Genomic DNA, 19,867 nt, shown 5'->3' on the forward strand with positions numbered 1-19,867 from the left:
CTCAGCACTCCGCCAGCAGAATATCGAGATCTGCGGTCGAACGCTCACCGAGATCGGCGCCATGCGCGTCGAGGAATTCGCCGGCGGCTCGCCGCCCTTCCTCGTGCAGCTTCGCCACGAACGCCCATTCGGCATTAAGCTTGGATGACGAACCGAACGTCGCAAGCATGTCGCTCTTGATCCGGTGCGTCTTCATCTGCGCCCAGCGGGCGCCTTCCCCTGTACCGGGATCGGCGACCTGGCGAAGCAACGCGATCATCCGCAGCTCCTTTGCCAGCGGCGAGTTGAACGAGATCTCGTTAAGCCGGTTGAGAATGTCAGCGGCCGTGCGCGGCTGCTCCGGACGCTCGGTCGGGTTGATCTGGACGACGACGGTGTCGCGCGCGTCGGTCTCGCGAACGAGCGGCGTAATCGTGGGATTGCCCGCATAGCCGCCGTCCCAATAGGGCTCGCCATCGATCTCGATCGCGCGAAACATCGTTGGCAGGCAAGCCGACGCAAGCAGGACATCCGCGGTAATCTCCGCGTTGCGAAAAATCCGTCCGCGGCCCGTACGCACGCGCGTGGCGGTGATGAAGAGCTTGATCGGCGCGCGGGCAAGACGCTCGAAATCGATACTGTCGTTCAATATGTCGCGTAGCGGATTGAAGCCAAGCGGATTGAGGTCGTAGGGCGAAAGCATCCGCGACATCAAATCGGTGAAGAGATAGGCCGGGGAGCTGTCAAGCGACCAGCGTCCCATCAGGCGGTCGAGCGGCGACCGTTGCAACGGACTGAATGCGGCGGCGCGCGAGACGCTTCGCCAATATTTTTCAAGCGCTTCGCGCGCGCCGGCAGCGCCGCCCGCGGTCCAACCATCCGCCAGCACGGCTGCGTTCATCGCTCCGGCCGATGTCCCGGATATGCCCGCAATCTGAAACCATGGTTCTTCGAGAAGCCGATCCAGGACCCCCCACGTGAACGCACCGTGCGATCCCCCACCTTGGAGCGCCAGGTCTACGAGCACGGGGCTGCGGTTCATGAATCCATGCTCACCAGCACGCGAGACACTCATTATGTCGCAGTTTAGCCGAACATGCGAGACAAAGTTGCGGTCGCTGCGCAATTCCGACGGCGAACTTCGAACGATATTATCTCAACTCGAAGCGAAGCGATCGCTTCAGTGCCGCCACAGGCCACGTTTCTTAAAAGGCGACATGCATGGGGTGGCGGGCGTAGAGTGTGTCCCTCGCGGAGGATCGCAGATGGACCTTCAGAAGATCATGGCGAAGGCAAGAGACATCGCCAGCAGCACTGGCACGATCACGACCGAGCAACTGAACGGGATGTGCCCCAACAATATGGAGCCCGAAGATATCGCGGCTCTCTTTGCGGCTCTGCGCACTGAGGGGATTCGTCTCAAGGACAACGACGCAGAAAAGTAGGAGCCACTGTGCTTTGACAATCGATCACTGCGATCGAAGCGCTGCCCGGGTTTGGATGGTAGCAGATTGGCCATCCGGCGGCATTGCAGCTATGATCCGCTACAGCTGGACGTGTCCTTCTGCCCCGAGATTCAAGAAGATCAAAAGGAGGAATAGGAATGTCGGTCGCCTGCAAGTTCGAACGCAGCATCCTCAGCCACGACGAGTATGAAGCAATCCGCCTGACGCATCATCCCGCCATCTACGGCGTCGAGGTGAGCGAGCTCGAGGCCATGCGACCCCGCTTGCGCAAGATGCGCGACAAGGAGCGAACGGTCGGCCGACAAAAGCAGCGAGAGAGCCGCGGAAAGGCCGAGGCTCGCGGCACGAGCTTTCCAGGAATCGCCAAGCATGCGTCAGAGCGAAAACAGGTCTTCGCGGCAGCGCTGAAACGGGTCAACACGGAGCTGAGGCGTCAGCACAGTCTGGCAACCCGGACCGCTCATGTCGAAGCGGCGCGAAAGGCCCTCGCGCTGCACCGGGCGGCGAACTTCACGACGCGTCCGCCGGCTGGAGCCACCGCGGGCGAAGGCATGGCGTCGAAACCAAGCGAACGCCGGCGAAAGATCATTGCAGGCGCAAAGATTGGACGCGTATCGCAGGCGACAAAGGTCGCTCAAGCCGTCCGCGACGCGCGCGGTGCATGATCCCGGGCAAACAAGCGGCTGATTGATTTCAGCGCGGCATCGGCATCCCGCGGCATACGCCAGCCGTCGCGGTTGCGCGCGGCCTGCCGCATGCTGAAGCGGACAGGGCGCGGCGTTGCAGCGGCATTGGTCAATGCAACCGCCAGTCGATCAGTGCCCGCCAGAACCTCAAACCCAATCCGGACGCTGATCTCCCGCATGAACCGCGTGACCGACCGGATACAAGCTCTTGATGCGGTCCCGGACGGCGATGATGCCAAAACAGGGCGTAAGAGAGACATGCCCCGGCTGAGGCGCCGCGCCGAACTCCTCAATCGCCTATCATGTTCTCCACAATAAGCGCCATCCTGACGTGCCTGCTGGTGATCGTGGCATTCGTCAGTACCTATTTCCAGCTGCGGCACGAATATGGTGTCGCCATACTTTTTATCGTAGCGCTCGGATCTTTCACCGCAGCGCTGATAGATCTCGTCCGTGAACGAGGATTGCCGTGCACGAATACGATCTGGATCGCTAGAGATCGCCTCAGGAAACAATCTCCATGAGCATCGCCATCAGCACCTCCGGCGCGGTGACGTTGGGCGAGTGGCTGGCGTCGATCTCGAAATAGCGCCAGCCGGCTTCGTTCCTGATGCGCCGGGCGAACTGGCCGAACGTGTCGGCCTGCGTAGCGCGGGTGGCGTAGATGTAACTGCGCGGCAGGCTGGTCTCGCCATGCTTCAACCGCAATTTCTGCTCGAAGCATTTGATCGGCATGTCGACGCGCCGCGCGCTCAGCCATGCGACGTCGGCGGGCGACGTGTCCGGCGGCACCGGCATCGGCGGAATACGCCAGCCGTCGCCGTCGCTCGCGAACTCACGCATGGTCTCGATGGCCGATTCGTTGAGATCGAACAGCGACTGGCCGTCGCGCGGCACGAAAGCGTCGATATAGATCATCTGCGCGATGCGCTCGCGCACCCGGTCGGCGATGCCGGTCGCGACCATGCCGCCATAGGAGTGCCCGATCAGCACGATGTCGTGCAGGTCCTCGTAACTGATGACGCTGAGCACATCCTGGATATGCGCCTCGAGGTCGAGTCCTTGATGCGCAAGGTGCGCGCGCTCGCCAAGCCCGGTGTAGCTCGGCGTGACCAGCCGATGGCCTGCGGCCTGCATCAGGGGATGCATCTTCTTCCATGCCCAGCCTGCCGACCAGGCGCCGTGACAGACCAGAAAGGTTTTTTGCGAATTCGCAGGCGAGCCTGAAGTCATGGGATGCTTCCGTTCCGATTATCGTTGATGAGCCGTGATTTTGAATAGTACCTGCGAGACGCGTTGTGTAAACGTGGCGCCAAATACCACCGTCGTTCCGGGGCGATGCGCCAGCATCGAACCCGGAATCTCGAGATTCCCCGGTGCGCGATTGCGCACCTGCGGTCTGGTCCTTCGGACCATCCCGGAATGACGAAGGAGAAAAAAATGACCCCGGCAAGCTATGCGATCCTGTTCTTCGGCGCGCTTGCCGGCGGTTTCGTCTCCGGCCTTGCCGGCTTCGGCACCGCGCTGATGGCGCTCGGCATCTGGCTCTATGTGCTGCCGCCGACACTCGCGGTGCCGCTGGTGCTGGTCTGCTCGGTCATCGCGCAGCTCTCGACCTTGCCGTCGATCTGGAAGAGCATCGATTTCCGTCTGGTCTGGCCGTTCGTCATCGCAGGCCTCGCGGGCGTACCGATCGGCATCCTGCTGATCGCGCGGGCCGACCCCGAGGTTTTCAAGCTGACGATCGGCGTCTTCCTGCTGGTGTTTCCGGCCGCGTTGTTCCTGCAACGCAAGCCGATGTCGATCGCCTTCGGCGGCAAATGGGCCGATGGCGCGATCGGATTTGCCGGCGGCATCCTCGGCGGCCTCGCCGGACTGTCCGGCCCGCTGCCGATCCTGTGGGCCAGCGTGCGCGGCTGGGGCAAGCAGCAGCGCCGCGGCGTGTTCCAGATCTTCAACTTCACGATCCTGGCGGCCGCGCTTTGCGTGCAGATCGCAAGCGGCCTGGTGAAGCCCGAGCTCATCTGGCTGGTGGCGTGCGCGTTTCCGGGGACGCTGCTCGGCGCCTGGCTCGGCGCGCGGCTCTATCACGCGCTCAGCGACCGCAATTTCTCCGACGTCGTGCTGCTGCTGCTGTTCCTGTCCGGCGTCGCGCTGGTGTGGAACGGACTGGCGCCGAAATAGCGGGCGCTGCGTGAGCGTCGGTTCTGATCCAATCAGAACCGACGCTCCAGCCATGCGCCATCTCACTCCGCCGCGGCCTGACCGAACTCGGTCGCCTGGCGCTCGAACAGGCCGCGATAGATGCCGCCTTGACGCGCGGCCAGCACCTCATGCGTGCCCTGCTCGACGATCTCGCCGCGGTCGAACACCAGGATGCGATCCATGCTGCGCACGGTCGACAGCCGGTGCGCGATCACGATCGAGGTGCGGCCCTTCATCAGCCGTTCCATCGCCTGCTGGATCAGCGCCTCGGATTCCGAATCGAGGCTCGAGGTCGCCTCGTCCAGGATCAGGATCGGCGCATCGGCCAGGAAGGCGCGCGCCAGCGCCACGCGCTGCCGCTCGCCGCCCGACAGCTTGACGCCGCGCTCGCCCACCAGCGTGCCGTAACCCTTCGGCAGCCGCATGATGAAGTCGTGCGCATTGGCAAGCCGCGCCGCCTGCTCGATCGCCTCCATGCTGGCGCCCGGCCGGCCATAGGCGATGTTCTCCGCCAGCGTGCGGTGGAACAGGATCGGCTCCTGCTGCACGATCGCGATCTGGCTGCGCAGCGATTGCTGCGTCGCCTTGGCGATGTCCTGACCGTCGATCAGGATCCGGCCAGCGGAGACGTCGTAGAGCCGCTGCACCAGCTTGACGAAGGTCGTCTTGCCGGAGCCGGAGCGCCCGACCAGGCCGACCCGCTCGCCGGCGTCGATGTCGACCGACAGGGCGTCATAGAGCGGTCGGCGATGGCCGCCATAGTGGAACGTGACGTCGTCGAACACGATGCGGCCGCCCTCGATGTCGATCGTCCCAGCATCATCCGCATCGACAATGCCGAGCGGCTCGCCATGGATCTGCACCAGTTCCTCCATGTCGTTCACCGAACGCTGCAGGTTGTTGATGTGCATGCCGACATCGCGCAAGTACGCGTGGATGATGTAGTAGCTGGTCAGCACATAGGTGACGTCGCCCGGCGTGGCACGGCCCTGCGCCCACAGCAGGATCGCACCGCCGATCACCGAGGCGCGGAAGCACAGCAGCACCACGAGCTGCGCCGTCGAGGTATGGTTGTAGCGGAACCAGGTCCGCCGCACCCGCCGGCGCCAGCGGCTGATGACGCCGTCGAGCCGCGTGTCCTCGCGCGTCTCCGCGCCGAACGACTTCACCACCGCGTTGCAGGTCAGGGCGTCGGCCAACGTGCCGCCGACCTTGGTGTCCCACGCATTGGAAACGCGCGCGGCAGGCGCGACGTAGCGCACCTGGAACACCATGGTCATCGCGACATAGATCACCGAGCCGACCGCGATCACCGCGCCGAGCTGCGGCCAATGCACGCCGAGCAGGATCATCGAACCGACCAGCACCACGACCGACGGCAGCAGCGCCATCAGGATGGTGTCGTTCAGCAAATCGAGCGCCCACATGCCGCGCGTGATCTTGCGCACGGTGGAGCCGGCGAACGAATTGGCGTGCCAGTCGGTCGAGAAGCGCTGCACCCGCATGAAGGCCTGCTGCCCGACATCGGACATCGTCTTCAGCGTGAACGGCACGATGGTCTGGATGCCGACCAGCCGCAGCATCAGCGACAGCGCGCCGAGGCCGACGATGGCGCCGAACGCCAGCATCGCCGCATGGCGCGCGGCCGCATCGGTGGCGCCCGCGGTCAGCGCGTCGACCAGATGGCCGGAAAACACCGGCATGAACAGGTCGGCCGCGGTTGCGCCGAGGAATCCCGCCGTCACCGCGGAGGCACGCAGCGGCTGTTCCAGCCAATGGCGGAAGACAAAGGGAAGCACGATCCGGATCGCGGCCGGCCGCTTTGATGTCAGAGAGGTCATGGCACATTCCGGCCACGCCTTTGCAGCGCGTGCCGGCTCCATCTGAGGCGACGTGCGGGCGGAATCCGACCACGAGCGCCGCTGGAAACTGTCGATAAATTGTTGGGACGTTTTGATGATCGGGGATCAGGCCCGATCAGCGCCGGGAGCTACCGCGTAAAGGCGTCCAGCACCGTCGAACGCGGGCGCGCGATCTGCGAAATAAGCGACTTCATGCGCATCTCCCCGGTTCGAGTAAGGAAGCGCTGCTTATAAATGCATCACGCGCGATTGGCAAGGTAACATCGGCGTGAGTGCGTCAATGTGTCGGCGACATCAGCTATTCACGCGACCGGGCGCAGCCCGCGCGCCGATGCGATGCACTCAGCCCGGCGACAACGGCACACGTTCGTAGCCCGGATGAGCGAAGCGATATCCGGGCGCCCCGGTTGCGATCATCGAATCTGGTCAGCGCGCTCCCCGCATGTCGCTTCGCTCATGCGGGCTACAAGTAACGATCCACCAGCTCTCCTCACTCAGGACGTTCGCCAAAACTTCCGCCTTCTCCCGCGTCACCCGCCCAGTCGAATGGCAACACGCCCTCCCTCACATAGCGATGGAACGAGGAATGTGGCCAGTCGCACACGCGCCGGACCAGCCATGCTTGACTGGGTTGAAATGGATGGAATCAACGTGCCGCGCGAAGTCATCTTCATCGCGGATTGTGTGCTCCCAAAACCGCCGCTGCCAAAGCGCCAGATCACCATTCGATCGACGCTTCAGCTCTATCGAGGCAGCAAGCAACCGGCTGCTGAAGTGTCCTTTGACCCGACGCCAACGACCTGCAAAATCGGAATCGCCTTGCGGCAGTGTAAGGATCGCGTGGAGGTGATCGGGGAGCACCACCACTGCGTCGACGGAGAACGGACGTTCGCGACGGGCGGTATCGAACGCATCCCGCAACGCCGTGATATGATCCACGAGTAAGCCGGATCGCCGATCATCGAGCGTGACCGTAAAGAAGAAGGTACCGCCCGGGATGAAGTTGCGTCGGTATCTGACCATGCCCCGGCTCCCGCAGCATTCCCGCATATCGCTTCGCTCATGCGGGCTACGATGCCAGAATATTGCAGATTAGCAGACGCTTGCGTCAATACAGATCAGTGCCTGGGATCTCGAAGCTTCGTAGCCCGGATGAGCAAAGCGATATCCGGGGCCGCGTCACGCTCAGTGATGAACTGCTGAGATCGGTCCCGCATGTCGCTTCGCTCATGCAGGCTACGATGTTAGAATATTGCAGATCAGCAGATGCTTGCGTCAATACAGATCAGCGATTGGGATCTCGAAGCTTCGTAGCCCGGATGAGCGAAGCGATATCCGGGGCCGCGTCACGCTCAGTGATGAACTGCCGAGATCGGTCCCGCATGTCGCTTCGCTCATGCGGGCTACGAAAACCGATGACACCTAATGCGCGTCGCCGCCGCTCGCAGTCATCGACGGTGGCTTGTTGACGAACAGCACCAGAAGGCTGAGCGCGACATAGAACAGCGACAGCATGAAGAAGGCGTCGCCATAGCCCATCACCGCGGCCTGGCGGTGCACGATCTGCGAGAGCTGCTTCATCGCCATGACGGCGGAATCGCCCATGCCCTGCATGCGCTGGGTGAACATGTTGAGGGTCTCGACCGCGGTGGTGTTGCCCCAGGTCACGCGGTCGTGCAGCCGCGAGATGTGCAGATCGGTGCGGTCGTTGAGCACCTGGTTGATGACGGCGAGCCCCACCGCGCCGCCGAGGTTGCGCATCAGGTTGAACAGGCCGGAAGCGTTCTTGACGCGATCCTGAGGCAATGTCGCGAGCGCGATGTTGTTGGTCGGCACCATCGCGCACATCATGCCGATGCCGCGCAGGATCTGCGGCAGCATCAGCTCGTAGAAATCATAGTCGCGGGTGATCCAGGTCATCTGCCAGGAGCCGAGCGCGAAGGTCACGAGGCCGAAGGCGATGATGTAGCGCAGATCGACTTTCTGCATCAGCCGCCCGACCACCGGCGCCATGAAGAACATGGTGACGCCGGACACGAACATGGTCTCGCCGATCATCAGCGCGCTGTAGCCGCGGACCTCCGCGAGATAGCGCGGATAAACATAAGTCAGGCCATAGAGCCCGATGCCGATGCAGAACTGCAGCACGCAGCCGACCGCGAAGTTGCGATTGGAGAAGGCGTAGAGATCGACGATCGGCTCCTCCGCGGTCAAGACGCGCCAGAAGAACGCGACCGCCGAGACGAAGCCGATCGCAGCGCAGACCGCGACCGAGGTGTCCTGCAGCCACTCATATTGCGGACCCTCCTCCAGCACATATTCGAGCGAGCCGAGGAAACCGGCCATGAAGATCAGGCCCCACCAGTCGAAGCGCTCGAGCAGCGCGAAGTTCGGCTGGTCGAAATCGACCAGCGCCAGCACGCCTGCCGTGATGATGACGCCAGGCACGATGTTGATGAAGAACAACCAGTGCCACGACATCAGATCCGTGATGTAGCCGCCGACGGTTGGGCCAACGGTCGGCGCCAGCGTCGCGACGAGGCCGATGATCGGCGCCACGATGTGGAACTTGGTGCGCGGGAAGATCGTGTAGGCCGAGGCGAACACCGTCGGGATCATGCCGGCGCCGAGAAAGCCCTGCAGCGCGCGCCACAGGATCATCTGCTCGATCGACGAGGCGAAGCCGCACAGCAGGCTCGAGGCGGTGAAGCCGAACGCCGAGATCGCGAACAACAGCCGCGTGCCGAGCGCGCGCGACAGGAAATCCAGACAAGGGAATCGCGATCACTTCGGCGATCAGATAGGCGGTCTGCACCCACGACACTTCGGTCGAAGATGCCGACAGGCCGGCCTGGATCTCGGACAGCGAGGCCGAGACGATCTGGATGTCCAGGATCGACATGAACATGCCGAACACCATGATGATGAAGGCAACCAGCCGCTTCGGCTGGATGCGCTCGGACTCCGAGGCGCCGGTCATCATCGAGGGTGAAGCAGTGGTCGTATCAGCCATGGGCTCATCGGCTCCGAGCCTCGGACTCTGTCCGAAGCCTCAAGACATCACTGCGGATGGATCATCATCGGCGCGTCGAGATCGGTTTCGGCGTCGGCATCGGCCGCGCCCTCGCGGGTGTCGACGGTGGTGTAGACCGACATGCCGGCGCGCAAGAGGCCCTGCCTGGCGACGCTGGCAGGCACGCGGATGCGGACCGGCAGGCGCTGCACGATCTTGGTGAAGTTGCCGGTGGCGTTGTCGGGCGGCAGCAAGGTGAACACCGAGCCTGCCGCCGGCGAAATGCTGTCGACGAGGCCGGTAAACTTGCGGAAGCCGTAGGCGTCGACCTTGATCGTCACGCGCTGCCCGGTGCGGATGCGCTTGAGCTGGGTCTCTTTATAGTTGGCGTCGATGTAGACGCCGTCGAGCGGCACCACATTGCCGAGCCGCTGACCGACATTGATGTAGTCGCCGGTGTTGACCAGGCGGTTGGAGAAGGTGCCGTCGACCGGCGCGCGGACGTTGGTGAATTCGAGATCGCGCTCGGCCTTGGCGAGCTGGGTCTGCAATTCGGCGAGCTGGGCGCGGGCCTCGGCCTGCTGCGCCTTGGTCACCTCGACATTGTCCTTGGCGGCATCATAGGCCGCCTGCGCGGATCGCACGCTGGCCGCGCCCTGATCGCGGCCGGCCTCCGAGACTTCAAAGGTGGCACGCGAGGCAAAACCTTTGGTGCTGAGCGCCTGCTGCCGATCGAAATCGAGATCGGCGCGCTTCAGGCCGGCCTGGGCGGACACGAGCTGGGCCTGCGCCTGCTCGACCGAACTCGCCGCCGCCGCAACCTGGCGGCCGATGCGCTCGATCGTCGCCTGCTGGGTCGCGATCCGGGTGCGCGCGGCGTCGGCCGCGATACGGTAGTCGCCATCATCGATCCGGAAGATTACGTCGCCTGCGCGCACCAGCGCGTTGTCGCCGGGCAGGATCGCCGCGATATGGCCCGCGACGCGCGCGCCGAGCATGGAGTTGTTGGCGCGGACATAGGCATCGTCGGTCGAGACGTAGAAGCGCCCGACCATCAGGTAATAGGCGGCATAGCCCGCGGCGGCGAGCGCGAGCAGGCCGACCACGCCCATCATCACGAATTTGCGCTTGCCGGATTTCGGCGCCGGCGCCGCAGCGGGCGAAGCCGCCGGCTGCTCGGGCGCAGACGCGGGCGGCGCCTCCGCGGGACGCTTGGCTTCATCAGCCCGGCCCTGCTCGCCGAGATCGGCGGATGCATCGCGCGCGATCGCGTCCTCGGCCATCTCAGGCTCGGAACGAACAATGCGTGCAGCCTGATCCCGTGCTGCGGCCATGGCCGAGGCTCCCCACAAAAATCTTGACGCGCGCGATGGCGGAATAAGGGCCGTGCGGCGCATCGTCACTCCCAAGATACCATTGACCGAACGGTTCGGTCAATATACATTCCCGCCCGCTAGATTATAAAGCTTCGATTCTTCCCTTTCCTACTTTGGGTTGAGTTCTTTCCTGAGAAGCTAAATCAATGGTTGCAGCGCCCCGAACCTCCCTCCAGTCCGTCGGCGAGGAGGAATCGTCGAAACGCCGCCAGATCCTGGACGGCGCCCGTAAGGTATTCCTGGAGCTCGGCTTTGACGGCGCGAGCATGGGCGAGATCGCGCGCGCTGCCGGCGTCTCCAAGGGCACGCTCTACGTCTATTTCCCCGACAAGGCCGGGCTGTTCGCGGCGATCGTCGAGGAGGAAAAGCTCGAGCAGGGCAAGGTCGCCTTCAATTTCGATCCGGCGCGCGACGTCGACACCACCCTCCCCGAATTCGGCCGCGCCTATGTCGCGGTGTTGTGCCGGCCCGGCGGCGGCTCGGCGATCCGCACCGTGATGGCGATCGCCGAGCGGATGCCCGAGCTCGGCAGCCGGTTCTACACCCACGTCATCGCCCACACCGTCGACCGCTTCGCCGCCTATCTCGAGGCGCGCGCCGCGCTCGGCGAGCTCGTGATCGACGACTACCAACTCGCGGCCTGGCAATTCATGCAGATGTGCCAGGCGACGCTGTTCCAGGCGTTCATCTTCCAGGCCAGGCCGTCGCCCTCGCCGGAGCGGATCGCAACCGTCGTCGACAGCGCGACGCGCGTGTTCTTCGCGGCGTACCGGCCGAAGGCCGGGTGAGATCGACGTCTTATCGCGGACCAGCGCGCTCTCATCCCGTCATGCTGAGGTGCTCGCGTAGCGAGCCTCGAAGCATGCGCGGCCCGGCTGGTGGCCGTCGTGCTTGGAGACGGCCAAGAGTTTATCATCGGGCCGCGCTTTGCGCGGACCCGTTGGCAGCCTCATCAATATGACGGACGTAGGTTCTTTAGATCGTCACGGGGGTATTGTTCTCCAGCCGTCGATGTGCACGATCAATAACTCCAGCACGACGAGGCGATCGACCATGAACGACCTCACCATCCGACACATGCAGCCGGACGAGATCGCGCTCGCGGTGGATTGGGCCGCGGCGGAGGGATGGAATCCCGGTCTCGCCGATGCGCCCTGTTTTGCCGCCGAGGATCCGCAAGGCTTCTTCATCGCCGAGCTCGATGGCGAGCCGGCCGCGGTGATCTCCTGCGTCAATTACGGCGCGCAATTTTCGTTTCTGGGCTTCTACATCGTGCGCCCGGATCTGCGCGGCCGCGGCCATGGCCTGAAGATCTGGAATGCGGCCATCGCGCATGCGCGCCCGCGCGTGATCGGGCTCGATGGCGTGGTGGCGCAACAGGCGAACTACCAGAAGTCCGGCTTCGCGCTCGCTTACGCCAATGTGCGCTATGGCGGCACTGTCGCCACACCATCCGCGCCGAGCGGCGACACCGTCGCGCTGACCGATCTGCCGATGGCGCTGATCGAGGCCGATGACGCCACGGTGTTTCCCGCACCGCGGCCGGCATTCCTGCGCGCCTGGATCAACACGTCAGGACATGTCGGGCGCGCGCTGATGCGCGACGGCAAGCTGGCCGGCTGGGGCGTGATCCGCCCGTGCCGGACCGGCCGCAAGATCGGTCCGCTCGTTGCCGATGACCGTGCCGGCGCCGAGGCCGTTCTCGCGGCATTGCTCGCGAGCGCGGGCAGCGGTGAGGTCTTCCTCGATGTCCCCGCGGTCAACCGCGACGCCGTCGCGCTGGCGCAAGCCCTCGGGCTGTCACCGGTGTTCGAGACCGCGCGAATGTATACCGGCACGATCCCGTCATTGCGGATCGATCGCGTGTTCGGCGTCACGACGTTCGAGCTCGGTTAGCGCGAGAGATTTCGGGATATTAGAAATATATCCGTGAGTTGCCCGACGTGTCAAGTGGCTTGGTCGAACGCCTGCCACCGCCGGCTTCTTTGCATGGGGTTGTTTTCGATATTTTCGCAACGCGCCTCTCCCGCAAGTGCCCGCAAGCGGGAGAGGGAGCGCGGCTGCAATTCGAAACCCGAGCTAGTTCGCCGCCGCGTTGACCTCCGGCGTAGCGACGTTGTCCTGCTCGACCTCCTCGGGCAGGCCGGCGAAGCGCCGCAGCGCCTTCGCCATCTTCACGCGGCCGGCAACGCCGGTGATGATGACGTCGACCATCACGAACGACGAGTGGAAGTGGCCCTGCGCCTTGAGCTGCTCGACCTTGACGCCGGCCTTGGCGAGCGCGTCGCCATAGGCGATGCCCTCGTCGCGCAGCGGATCGAACTCGCTGGTCGCGATGAACGCCGGCGGCAAGCCTTCGAGCTTGCCGCGCAGCGGCGCGACGCGCGGGTCGGTGCGGTCGGCCGGCGAGCAGTACAGGTCCCAGAACCAGTACATCAGCCCGCGGGTCAGGAAATAGCCGGTCGCGTTGTCGACATAGGACGGCCGGTCGAATGTGGAATCGGTGACCGGACAGATCAGGAGCTGGCCCGCGATCTCGGGCCCGCCGCGATCGCGCGCGAGCTGGCAGGTGACGGCCGCAAGGTTGCCGCCGGCGCTCCAGCCCGCGACCAGCAGCGGCCCTGCCCTGCCGCCGAGCTCGGCGCTATGGGCCGCGATCCAGCGCGTCGCGGCAAAACCGTCCTCGGCCGCGGCCGGGAAGCGATGCTCGGGCGCATGGCGATAGCCGACGCTGACGACGATCATGCCGGTGCGCCGGCACAGGTCGCGGCAGAACGGATCATCCGACATCTCGTCGCCGAGCACCCAGCCGCCGCCGTGGAAATACACCACGATCGGATGCGGCCCAGACGTCGTCGGCCGGTAGAGCTTGTACGGCAACGGACCGTCCGCGCCCTGCAGCATGCCGCCGCCTACCTCGCCGACCGGGCGGCCAAAGGGACGCCCCTTGTTGAATTCGGTGAGGAAGTCGCGCGCGCCCTGCGCCCCCATCGTCTCGAGCGGCGGCAGGTTCATCTCGCCAAGTAGATTCAGCACCAGCCGCACGTCCGGCTGCAGGCGCACGATCTCGCCGTCATTGCACTGCTCGGCAACGCCGGGGCCCGTGAGCCTGAAGCCGAGCATGCCGCGGCCGACCACCTCGTTGCAGATGCTGCGATACGGACCGACGCCGCCTGTATAAGGCATCACGCCCTGCGGCTTGCCGGGCACGTTGGCGCCCGTGTACCAGGTGTTGGCGAGCCGGTGCAGCGTCAGCGTCGCGCAATCGGCCATGTGCCGTTCCCAGCCGGCCTGCGCGGTCTCGGTCGCTTCCATCGTGGTGAAGCCGGCGTCGCGCAGCGCGGCGATCCGCTCGACCACCCAATCGACATGCTGCTCGATCGAGACAGCCATGTTCGACAGCACCGACGGGCTGCCGGGGCCGGTGATCATGAACAGATTGGGGAAGCCCGCGACGGTGACGCCGAGATAGGTCTGCGGTCCGTGCGCCCAGACATCCGACAGCGACTTGCCGCCGCGGCCGGAGATCGGATGCACCGCCATGATCGCGCCGGTCATCGCGTCGAAGCCGGTGGCGAACACGATGACGTCGACGTCGAACTTGCGTCCGTTGGTGAAGATGCCGCTGGTGGTGATCCCCTTGATCGGCTCCTGCCGCAGATTCACCAGCGTCACGTTCGGACGGTTGTAGGTCGCGTAGTAGTTGGTATCGAGGCAGGGACGCTTGGCGCCGAACGGATGATCGTGCGGGGCGAGCGCCGCCGCCGTCTCCGGATCCTTGACCACGGCGCCGATCTTCTCGCGGATCAGGTCGGCGACCAGTCTGTTGCCGTCGACATCGACCGCCTGGTCGGCCCAGAGCTGGGTCAGGATGTGGACGAGGTCGCCCGCCGCCCACGCCTTCTCGAACCGCTCGCGGCGCTCGGCGTCGCTCAATTGCCAGCTCACCACGGTCTGCTGCGGATAGGGCACGCCGGCCATCGACCAGCGCGCCTGGTCGCGATAGGCAGCACGGTCGCTCTCGAAATAGGTCTTGCGATCCTCGGGCGCTGGGCCGTTGCCCGCGGGCAGCGCGAAGTTCGGGGTGCGCTGGAACACGGTGAGCTGCGCGGCCTGCTCGGCGATGATCGGTATGGACTGAATGCCCGACGATCCGGTGCCGATCACGGCAACGCGCTTGCCCTTGAGATCGACGCCCTGATGCGGCCAGCGGCCGGTGAAATAGATCTCGCCCTTGAAATCCTTGACACCGTCGATCTCCGGCGGCTTCGGCGACGACAGGCAGCCGGTCGCCATGATGTAGTAGCGGCACGAGACGTTGGCGCCGTTGTTGGTCGTGATCTGCCAGCGCGAGGTCGCATCATTCCAGGTCGCCTGCGTGACCTTGGTGCCGAACCTGATGTCGCGACGCAGATCGTAACGGTCGGCGACGAAGCCGAGATAGCGCAGGATTTCCGGCTGGGTCGCGTATTTCTCCGACCAGTTCCAGGCCTGATCGAGCTCGGGATCGAAAGTGTAGCTGTAGTCGATGGTCTGGATGTCGCAGCGCGCGCCGGGATAACGATTCCAGTACCAGGTGCCGCCGACATCGGCGCCCTCCTCGAGCGCGACCGCCGAGAAGCCCGCCTTGCGCAACCGATGCAGCAGGTAAAGTCCGGCGAAGCCAGCGCCGACCACCGCAACGTCGACCTGCTGCGTGGTTCCGCTCTGCGTGGAGTCTGAAGCGCGTGCTGCAACTGCTGCGTCTGGCATGCCATTCCTCCGGTATGTTTTGATTTGGACGGAAGGCTAGCCCTGCGCGTTCAGTTTGTCATCACGACAAACGCAATCAGAGGTCGCCGCAATTGTGACGCCCGCGGCCTGGAGCGCGCCGCGCAGCGCGTAGACGCAACTGGTGGACGTAAGTTGTGGCGACGCAACGGGTACGAACGGCGCCGCACACTCTGATGTCGTCCCGGCGAAAGCCGGGACCCATAATCCGCGGCGGATGTTGTGGACGGAACTCGTCATTTCACCGACCCGCAACGATAACCGTCGGTGGTTATGGGTTCCGGCCTGCGCCGGGACGACGGCGAACATTTGGAGCCGCTTGTGAGTTACAAGCTCACTTGCCTTGAAGATGACGGTTTGCCGGTTGCCTCAAATCGACCGCATCAGGCCGCCGTCGACGCGGATGTTCTGGCCGGTGATGTAGCCCGCGCCGTCGGAGACGAGGAAGCTGATGGTTGCGGCGATCTCTTCCGCCTTGCCGTAGCGCTTCATCGGCACGCTGTCGCGGCGCTCGTCGGTTGCCGGGAGGCTGTCGATCCAGCCTGGCAGCACGTTGTTCATGCGCACATTGCTGGCGGCGTAGCTGTCGGTGAACAGTTTTGTGAACGCGGCGAGCCCGGCGCGGAACACCGCCGAGGTCGGAAACATCGCGCTCGGCTCGAACGCCCAGGCGGTGGAGATGTTGACGATCGCGCCGGACTTCTGCGCCTGCATGTGAGGCGCGACGAGACGCGTCGGGCGGATCACGTTCATCAGGTAAACGTCGAGACCGGTGTGCCACTGCTCGTCGGTCAGTTCGAGCACACCCGCGCGCGGGCCGTGGCCGGCGCTGTTGACCAGCGCATCGATGCGGCCCCAGCGCGCGATCACGCCGTCGACGGCGCGCTTCAGATCATCGTTGGAACGGTTCGAGCCGGTGAAGCCGAGGCCGCCGAGCTCCTTCGCCAGCGCCTCGCCCTTGCCCGACGACGACAGGATCGCAACGCGGAAACCATCGGCCGCGAGGCGCCGCGCCGCCGCCGCTCCCATGCCGCTGCCGCCCGCGGTGACGAGCGCGACCTTCTCCAAAGCCATGACCTGATATCCCTTCTTGTTGCTTCGTTCGGGGCGACCCTAGCACTGCCGATCGCAGCGCGCGACATCGCGCCTGCTTTGCGTCACCGGACGAAATGCGGCATGGTGACCGACATCGTTCTCCGGTACGCAGTATTCACATGACATCCCTCCTTCGACACCTTGTCATCGCCGCCGCGCTGCTGTTCGCCGGTCCCGCACTCGCGCAGACCCGGTCCATCACCGTCGCCTCGACGACATCGACCGAACAGTCCGGCCTGTTCGGCTATCTGCTGCCGCGGTTCTCGGAGACCTCGGGCATTGCCGTGAAGGTGGTCGCGGTCGGCACCGGACAGGCGCTCGACATCGGACGGCGCGGCGATGCCGATGTCGTGTTCGTGCATGATCGCGTGGCCGAAGAGAAATTCCTGGCCGAGGGCTTTGCGACCAGGCGATATGACGTGATGTACAACGATTTCGTCATCGTCGGCCCGAAGGCCGATCCGGCGCATATCGCCGGCGAAAAGGATGTCGCGGATGCCCTGCGCAAGATCGCTGCGACCAGTTCGGCCTTCATCTCGCGCGGCGACCACTCCGGCACGCACGAGGCCGAGCTGCGGCTCTGGAAGGCGGCCGGCGTCGATCTCGGCTCAGCGAAGGGCCAGTGGTATCGCGAGATCGGCCAGGGCATGGGTCCGGCGCTCAACATGGCATCCGCGTCGAATGCCTATGTGCTGTCCGACCGCGGCACCTGGCTGTCGTTCAAGAACCGCGGCGAGCTCGCCGTGCTGACCGAAGGCGACCGGCGGCTGTTCAACCAGTACGGCGTGATGCTCGTCAATCCGGCGAAACATCCGACGGTGAAGGCCGCGGACGGCGAGGCCTTCATCGACTGGCTGGTCTCGCAGGCCGGGCAGTCGGCCATCGCCGGCTACAAGGTCGGCGGCGAGCAGCTATTTTTCCCCAACGCCGCGCACTAGCAGAAACGCGATCGTGCTGACGCTGACGCTCAGCGCAAGCAGAATGACGCCGAGCCCGAGACCGAGCGCCAACTCGCCCTTGCTGGTCTCGAGCGCAATCGCGGTCGTCATCGTTCGCGTATAGCCGCTGATATTGCCGCCCACGATGATGATGGCGCCGACCTCGGCGATGGCGCGGCCGAAGGCGGCGAGGAACGCGGTGAGCAGCGAGGCGCGGCCGAGCGAGAACACCAGCGCAAGGCTGCGCAGGCGGGACAGACCGTCGGTGCGGATCAAATCGGCATATTCCGCCCACAGCAGCGCGACCGGACGATGCACCAGCGCAACCACGATTGGCGTCGCCAGGATGACCTGCGCCACCACCATCGCCGTCGGCGTGAACAGCAGCCCGGCGAAGCCCAGCGGTCCGGATCGCGACAGCAGCAGATAAAGCCCGAGGCCGACCACGACCGGCGGCAGGCCGAGACAGGCATTGGCGAGCACGATCACCACCTGCCGTCCGCGAAACCTCGATATCGCAAGCCAACCGCCGATCGGCGCGCCGATCAGAAGCGCCAGCAGGCTCGCCAGCAGGCTGACGCGCAACGACAATGCGACGATCCCAAGCAGGACCGGATCGCGACCGGCTATCAGCGATGCCGCCGCCGTGATCGACTGTGCGAAATCATTCATGCCGGCACGTTTTGCCCGCACAACGTGCGCATCGTCAAATCGCAGGAACGATCAGTCGCTCAGGCCGGCGCGCCGTTCTTGAGCAGCTTGGCCACGGCCGCGACCAGTTCGTCAGGCGAGAACGGCTTGTTCAGCAGCACGCTGTCCGGCACGCCCCGGGTCGGCCACTCGTCGCCGCCGCCGCCGGTGATGTAGAGCACCGGGAATGACGGGTCGATCTCGCGGGCGCCGCGCGCCACGCGCCAGCCGTCGAGCCGTCCGAGCAGGCGGATGTCGGTGACCAGTGCGCTGTATTTGGTGCGGAACGCCTTCAGCAGCGTCAACGCTTCCTCGCCCGAGCCCGCGATCGCCGGCTCATCGCCGCCGTCCCTCAGGGCGTCCTCTACCATCATCTGAAGATCACGATCGTCTTCGATGACGAGAATGATCGGCGCGTCTTGCAAAGCTATCCCCCAGAAATCAGCCGGGTGCGCCCGGCTCCGAAGCATATGCAGCATAAAAGTGGCTACCGTTTGCACGGTGTCACCCAGTAAAAATACGGGTATCAGACGCGTCCCTATTCGTCGGCGAATTCGTCTTCTTCGTTCACCCCCGCCTTACCCCGCGGGGCCGGCTTTCTGCCGCCGAGCGATCCTGTGACATAAGGTTCGCGCGTTGCATAGGGGTTACGGCCGCCGGCACGCGCCGCGACCTCCTCGCCCGAGACGGCGGAGGGCTGGCAGATCAGACGCCGGCTGGCCCGGCGCATCAGATCCACATGGATGTGGTCGTAGTGATAGACGTTGGACCCCGGCGCCAGCACCGTGGTGAATTGCTGGCAGGCGGCGGCCTGGACATCGCGCAGAAAGCCCTGCTCCTCCGGCAGGCCTTTCCAGCCATCCTTCACGGTGATGCGGCGACCGTCAGCCAGCGTGAAGGCTGCGATGTCGAGCGCATTGCCGAAGGCGTGCTCGGAAATATGCGCGTGCGAATTGCCGTTCATGCCGCGGCAGGAATAGGCCGAGATCTGCTTGATCTCGACGACACGCGCGCCGAACCAGCGCTGCGCCGCCGGCTGTACGGAATCGGCGAGCCAGCGCTCGAGCACCGAGACGATCGGGCACGCCAGCGTTGCCGCCGGTTTCACTGCGACGGGGCCGACCGTCACCACCGGATTGCCGCCCGAGGGACCGAGCCGCGGCGGCGGTGGCGCGCCGGGCGGCTGCTGGGAATACGGTGCCGGTGAATAGGGCGCGGCCGCGCTGTCGCGCTGCGGATTGGATGGCAGGCCCGGATAATAAGGTCGCTCGCCCCTGGCATCGGGCGAGCCTTCCGACGGCAAATCGATCTCGTCCTGCTGCGGCGGAACGCCGGGCGCCGACAGCGAGACCGGCCCATTCTGACGGCTGCCATAGCCCGGCTCGTTGCCATAGCTCGGCTGGCCGACGGCCTGATTGGAATACGGCGCCTGCGCGGGCGGCGGAGGCGGCTGGCGGTTGATCGGCCAGCGCGGCTGGTTGCCGACCGATGCCGGCGGGCGCAGGCTGTCGTCGGCAAATCCGTAAGCCGAACTGGCTTCACCGAGCGCGGCGACCTTGAGCGGGAACTCGGCGCCGCAGACGCCAGGACCGGAGATCGGATCAATGCGGACGAGGTCGGCGCTCTCCTTGACCGCGCCCGACTTCAGGCATGCGGCCTCGGCCTCGGCCCGCCACGGTTCGCGCTCGGCGGTCTGAAACAGACCGCGACCGCAACCAGCCAGCGACACAAGGACAAGGGAGCCGACGAGATACAAACGAACTCCACGCGTCATGGCGCGGAGGTTC

17 protein-coding genes and 2 pseudogenes are annotated in these 19,867 nt (G+C 64.9%); 7 read left to right on the top strand and 12 right to left on the bottom strand.

The features are described from left to right. Position 1: 1 nt before the first annotated feature. Positions 2 to 1,021 (bottom strand): patatin-like phospholipase family protein, encoded by a 1,020-nt coding sequence (locus ACSKB9_RS12335; protein ID WP_026193140.1) that lies wholly within the window; start codon positions 1,019 to 1,021, stop codon positions 2 to 4. A gap of 223 nt (positions 1,022 to 1,244) precedes the next feature. Here ACSKB9_RS12335 and ACSKB9_RS12340 point away from each other — a divergent pair, with 223 nt between their 5' ends. Next, positions 1,245 to 1,424: a hypothetical protein gene (locus ACSKB9_RS12340; RefSeq protein ID WP_076824115.1), complete on the top strand. Its 180-nt coding sequence runs from the start codon at positions 1,245 to 1,247 to the stop codon at positions 1,422 to 1,424. A 158-nt stretch (positions 1,425 to 1,582) separates the two neighbouring features. After that, positions 1,583 to 2,110 carry a hypothetical protein gene (locus ACSKB9_RS12345; protein ID WP_438073428.1) on the top strand — a complete coding sequence of 176 codons (528 nt, stop codon included), beginning with the start codon at positions 1,583 to 1,585 and terminating at the stop codon, positions 2,108 to 2,110. On the opposite strand, the gene ACSKB9_RS12350 is transcribed toward ACSKB9_RS12345, so the two are convergent. Continuing rightward, positions 2,080 to 2,310, bottom strand: a complete 231-nt coding sequence (locus tag ACSKB9_RS12350) for a hypothetical protein (RefSeq protein ID WP_438073430.1) — start codon at positions 2,308 to 2,310, stop codon at positions 2,080 to 2,082. The genes ACSKB9_RS12345 and ACSKB9_RS12350 overlap by 31 nt on opposite strands. 123 nt (positions 2,311 to 2,433) lie before the next feature. On the opposite strand from ACSKB9_RS12350, the gene ACSKB9_RS12355 reads away from it, so the two are divergent. Further along, complete coding sequence (locus ACSKB9_RS12355) at positions 2,434 to 2,655, top strand: DUF2721 domain-containing protein (RefSeq protein ID WP_143029693.1); 222 nt, start codon at positions 2,434 to 2,436, stop codon at positions 2,653 to 2,655. Here the strand turns inward: ACSKB9_RS12355 and ACSKB9_RS12360 are convergent. Next, positions 2,636 to 3,364 carry an alpha/beta fold hydrolase gene (locus ACSKB9_RS12360; protein ID WP_438073432.1) on the bottom strand — a complete coding sequence of 243 codons (729 nt, stop codon included), beginning with the start codon at positions 3,362 to 3,364 and terminating at the stop codon, positions 2,636 to 2,638. The two genes, ACSKB9_RS12355 and ACSKB9_RS12360, sit on opposite strands and share 20 nt — an antisense overlap. A gap of 207 nt (positions 3,365 to 3,571) precedes the next feature. Between ACSKB9_RS12360 and ACSKB9_RS12365 the strand changes: the two genes are divergently transcribed. After that, a complete protein-coding gene (locus ACSKB9_RS12365; protein WP_438073434.1) occupies positions 3,572 to 4,315 on the top strand; it encodes a sulfite exporter TauE/SafE family protein in 744 nt (247 codons plus the stop codon). A 62-nt stretch (positions 4,316 to 4,377) separates the two neighbouring features. On the opposite strand, the gene ACSKB9_RS12370 is transcribed toward ACSKB9_RS12365, so the two are convergent. The 4 genes and pseudogenes from ACSKB9_RS12370 to ACSKB9_RS12385 all read right to left on the bottom strand — a co-directional run bounded on the left by ACSKB9_RS12370 (position 4,378) and on the right by ACSKB9_RS12385 (position 10,545). Further along, a complete protein-coding gene (locus ACSKB9_RS12370; RefSeq protein WP_438073435.1) occupies positions 4,378 to 6,177 on the bottom strand; it encodes an ABC transporter ATP-binding protein in 1,800 nt (599 codons plus the stop codon). A gap of 511 nt (positions 6,178 to 6,688) precedes the next feature. After that, positions 6,689 to 7,221: pseudogene (locus tag ACSKB9_RS12375) on the bottom strand (REP-associated tyrosine transposase). A gap of 399 nt (positions 7,222 to 7,620) precedes the next feature. Then, positions 7,621 to 9,211, bottom strand: a pseudogene (locus tag ACSKB9_RS12380) (DHA2 family efflux MFS transporter permease subunit). A gap of 47 nt (positions 9,212 to 9,258) precedes the next feature. Further along, complete coding sequence (locus tag ACSKB9_RS12385; RefSeq protein WP_438073437.1) at positions 9,259 to 10,545, bottom strand: HlyD family secretion protein; 1,287 nt, start codon at positions 10,543 to 10,545, stop codon at positions 9,259 to 9,261. Between the two features lie 188 nt (positions 10,546 to 10,733). On the opposite strand from ACSKB9_RS12385, the gene ACSKB9_RS12390 reads away from it, so the two are divergent. Beyond that, positions 10,734 to 11,375 carry a TetR/AcrR family transcriptional regulator gene (locus ACSKB9_RS12390; RefSeq protein ID WP_038383067.1) on the top strand — a complete coding sequence of 214 codons (642 nt, stop codon included), beginning with the start codon at positions 10,734 to 10,736 and terminating at the stop codon, positions 11,373 to 11,375. A gap of 265 nt (positions 11,376 to 11,640) precedes the next feature. Next, the gene (locus ACSKB9_RS12395; protein WP_438073439.1) at positions 11,641 to 12,483 is read left to right on the top strand and encodes a GNAT family N-acetyltransferase; all 843 of its coding nucleotides are present in this window, start codon (positions 11,641 to 11,643) and stop codon (positions 12,481 to 12,483) included. Between the two features lie 183 nt (positions 12,484 to 12,666). Here ACSKB9_RS12395 and ACSKB9_RS12400 read toward each other — a convergent pair whose 3' ends face one another. Together ACSKB9_RS12400 and ACSKB9_RS12405 are read right to left on the bottom strand one after the other, a co-directional pair. After that, positions 12,667 to 15,339, bottom strand: coding sequence for a flavin-containing monooxygenase (locus tag ACSKB9_RS12400; protein WP_438073441.1), 2,673 nt, complete (start codon positions 15,337 to 15,339; stop codon positions 12,667 to 12,669). A 387-nt stretch (positions 15,340 to 15,726) separates the two neighbouring features. Continuing rightward, the gene (locus tag ACSKB9_RS12405) at positions 15,727 to 16,431 is read right to left on the bottom strand and encodes an SDR family oxidoreductase (RefSeq protein WP_438073442.1); all 705 of its coding nucleotides are present in this window, start codon (positions 16,429 to 16,431) and stop codon (positions 15,727 to 15,729) included. A 140-nt stretch (positions 16,432 to 16,571) separates the two neighbouring features. On the opposite strand from ACSKB9_RS12405, the gene ACSKB9_RS12410 reads away from it, so the two are divergent. Next, positions 16,572 to 17,390 carry a substrate-binding domain-containing protein gene (locus tag ACSKB9_RS12410; protein WP_253607533.1) on the top strand — a complete coding sequence of 273 codons (819 nt, stop codon included), beginning with the start codon at positions 16,572 to 16,574 and terminating at the stop codon, positions 17,388 to 17,390. On the opposite strand, the gene ACSKB9_RS12415 is transcribed toward ACSKB9_RS12410, so the two are convergent. The 3 genes from ACSKB9_RS12415 to ACSKB9_RS12425 form a co-directional block, all read right to left on the bottom strand. Further along, positions 17,364 to 18,062, bottom strand: a complete 699-nt coding sequence (locus ACSKB9_RS12415) for an ABC transporter permease (protein WP_016845814.1) — start codon at positions 18,060 to 18,062, stop codon at positions 17,364 to 17,366. The genes ACSKB9_RS12410 and ACSKB9_RS12415 overlap by 27 nt on opposite strands. Before the next feature lie 59 nt (positions 18,063 to 18,121). Beyond that, positions 18,122 to 18,505, bottom strand: coding sequence for a response regulator (locus ACSKB9_RS12420; protein WP_438073445.1), 384 nt, complete (start codon positions 18,503 to 18,505; stop codon positions 18,122 to 18,124). Between the two features lie 113 nt (positions 18,506 to 18,618). Then, positions 18,619 to 19,854, bottom strand: coding sequence for an extensin-like domain-containing protein (locus ACSKB9_RS12425; RefSeq protein ID WP_438073447.1), 1,236 nt, complete (start codon positions 19,852 to 19,854; stop codon positions 18,619 to 18,621). Positions 19,855 to 19,867: the final 13 nt, after the last annotated feature.

It is taken from the genome of Bradyrhizobium sp. BR 1433 (genome assembly GCF_051547665.1).
GTDB lineage: Bacteria > Pseudomonadota > Alphaproteobacteria > Rhizobiales > Xanthobacteraceae > Bradyrhizobium > Bradyrhizobium australafricanum.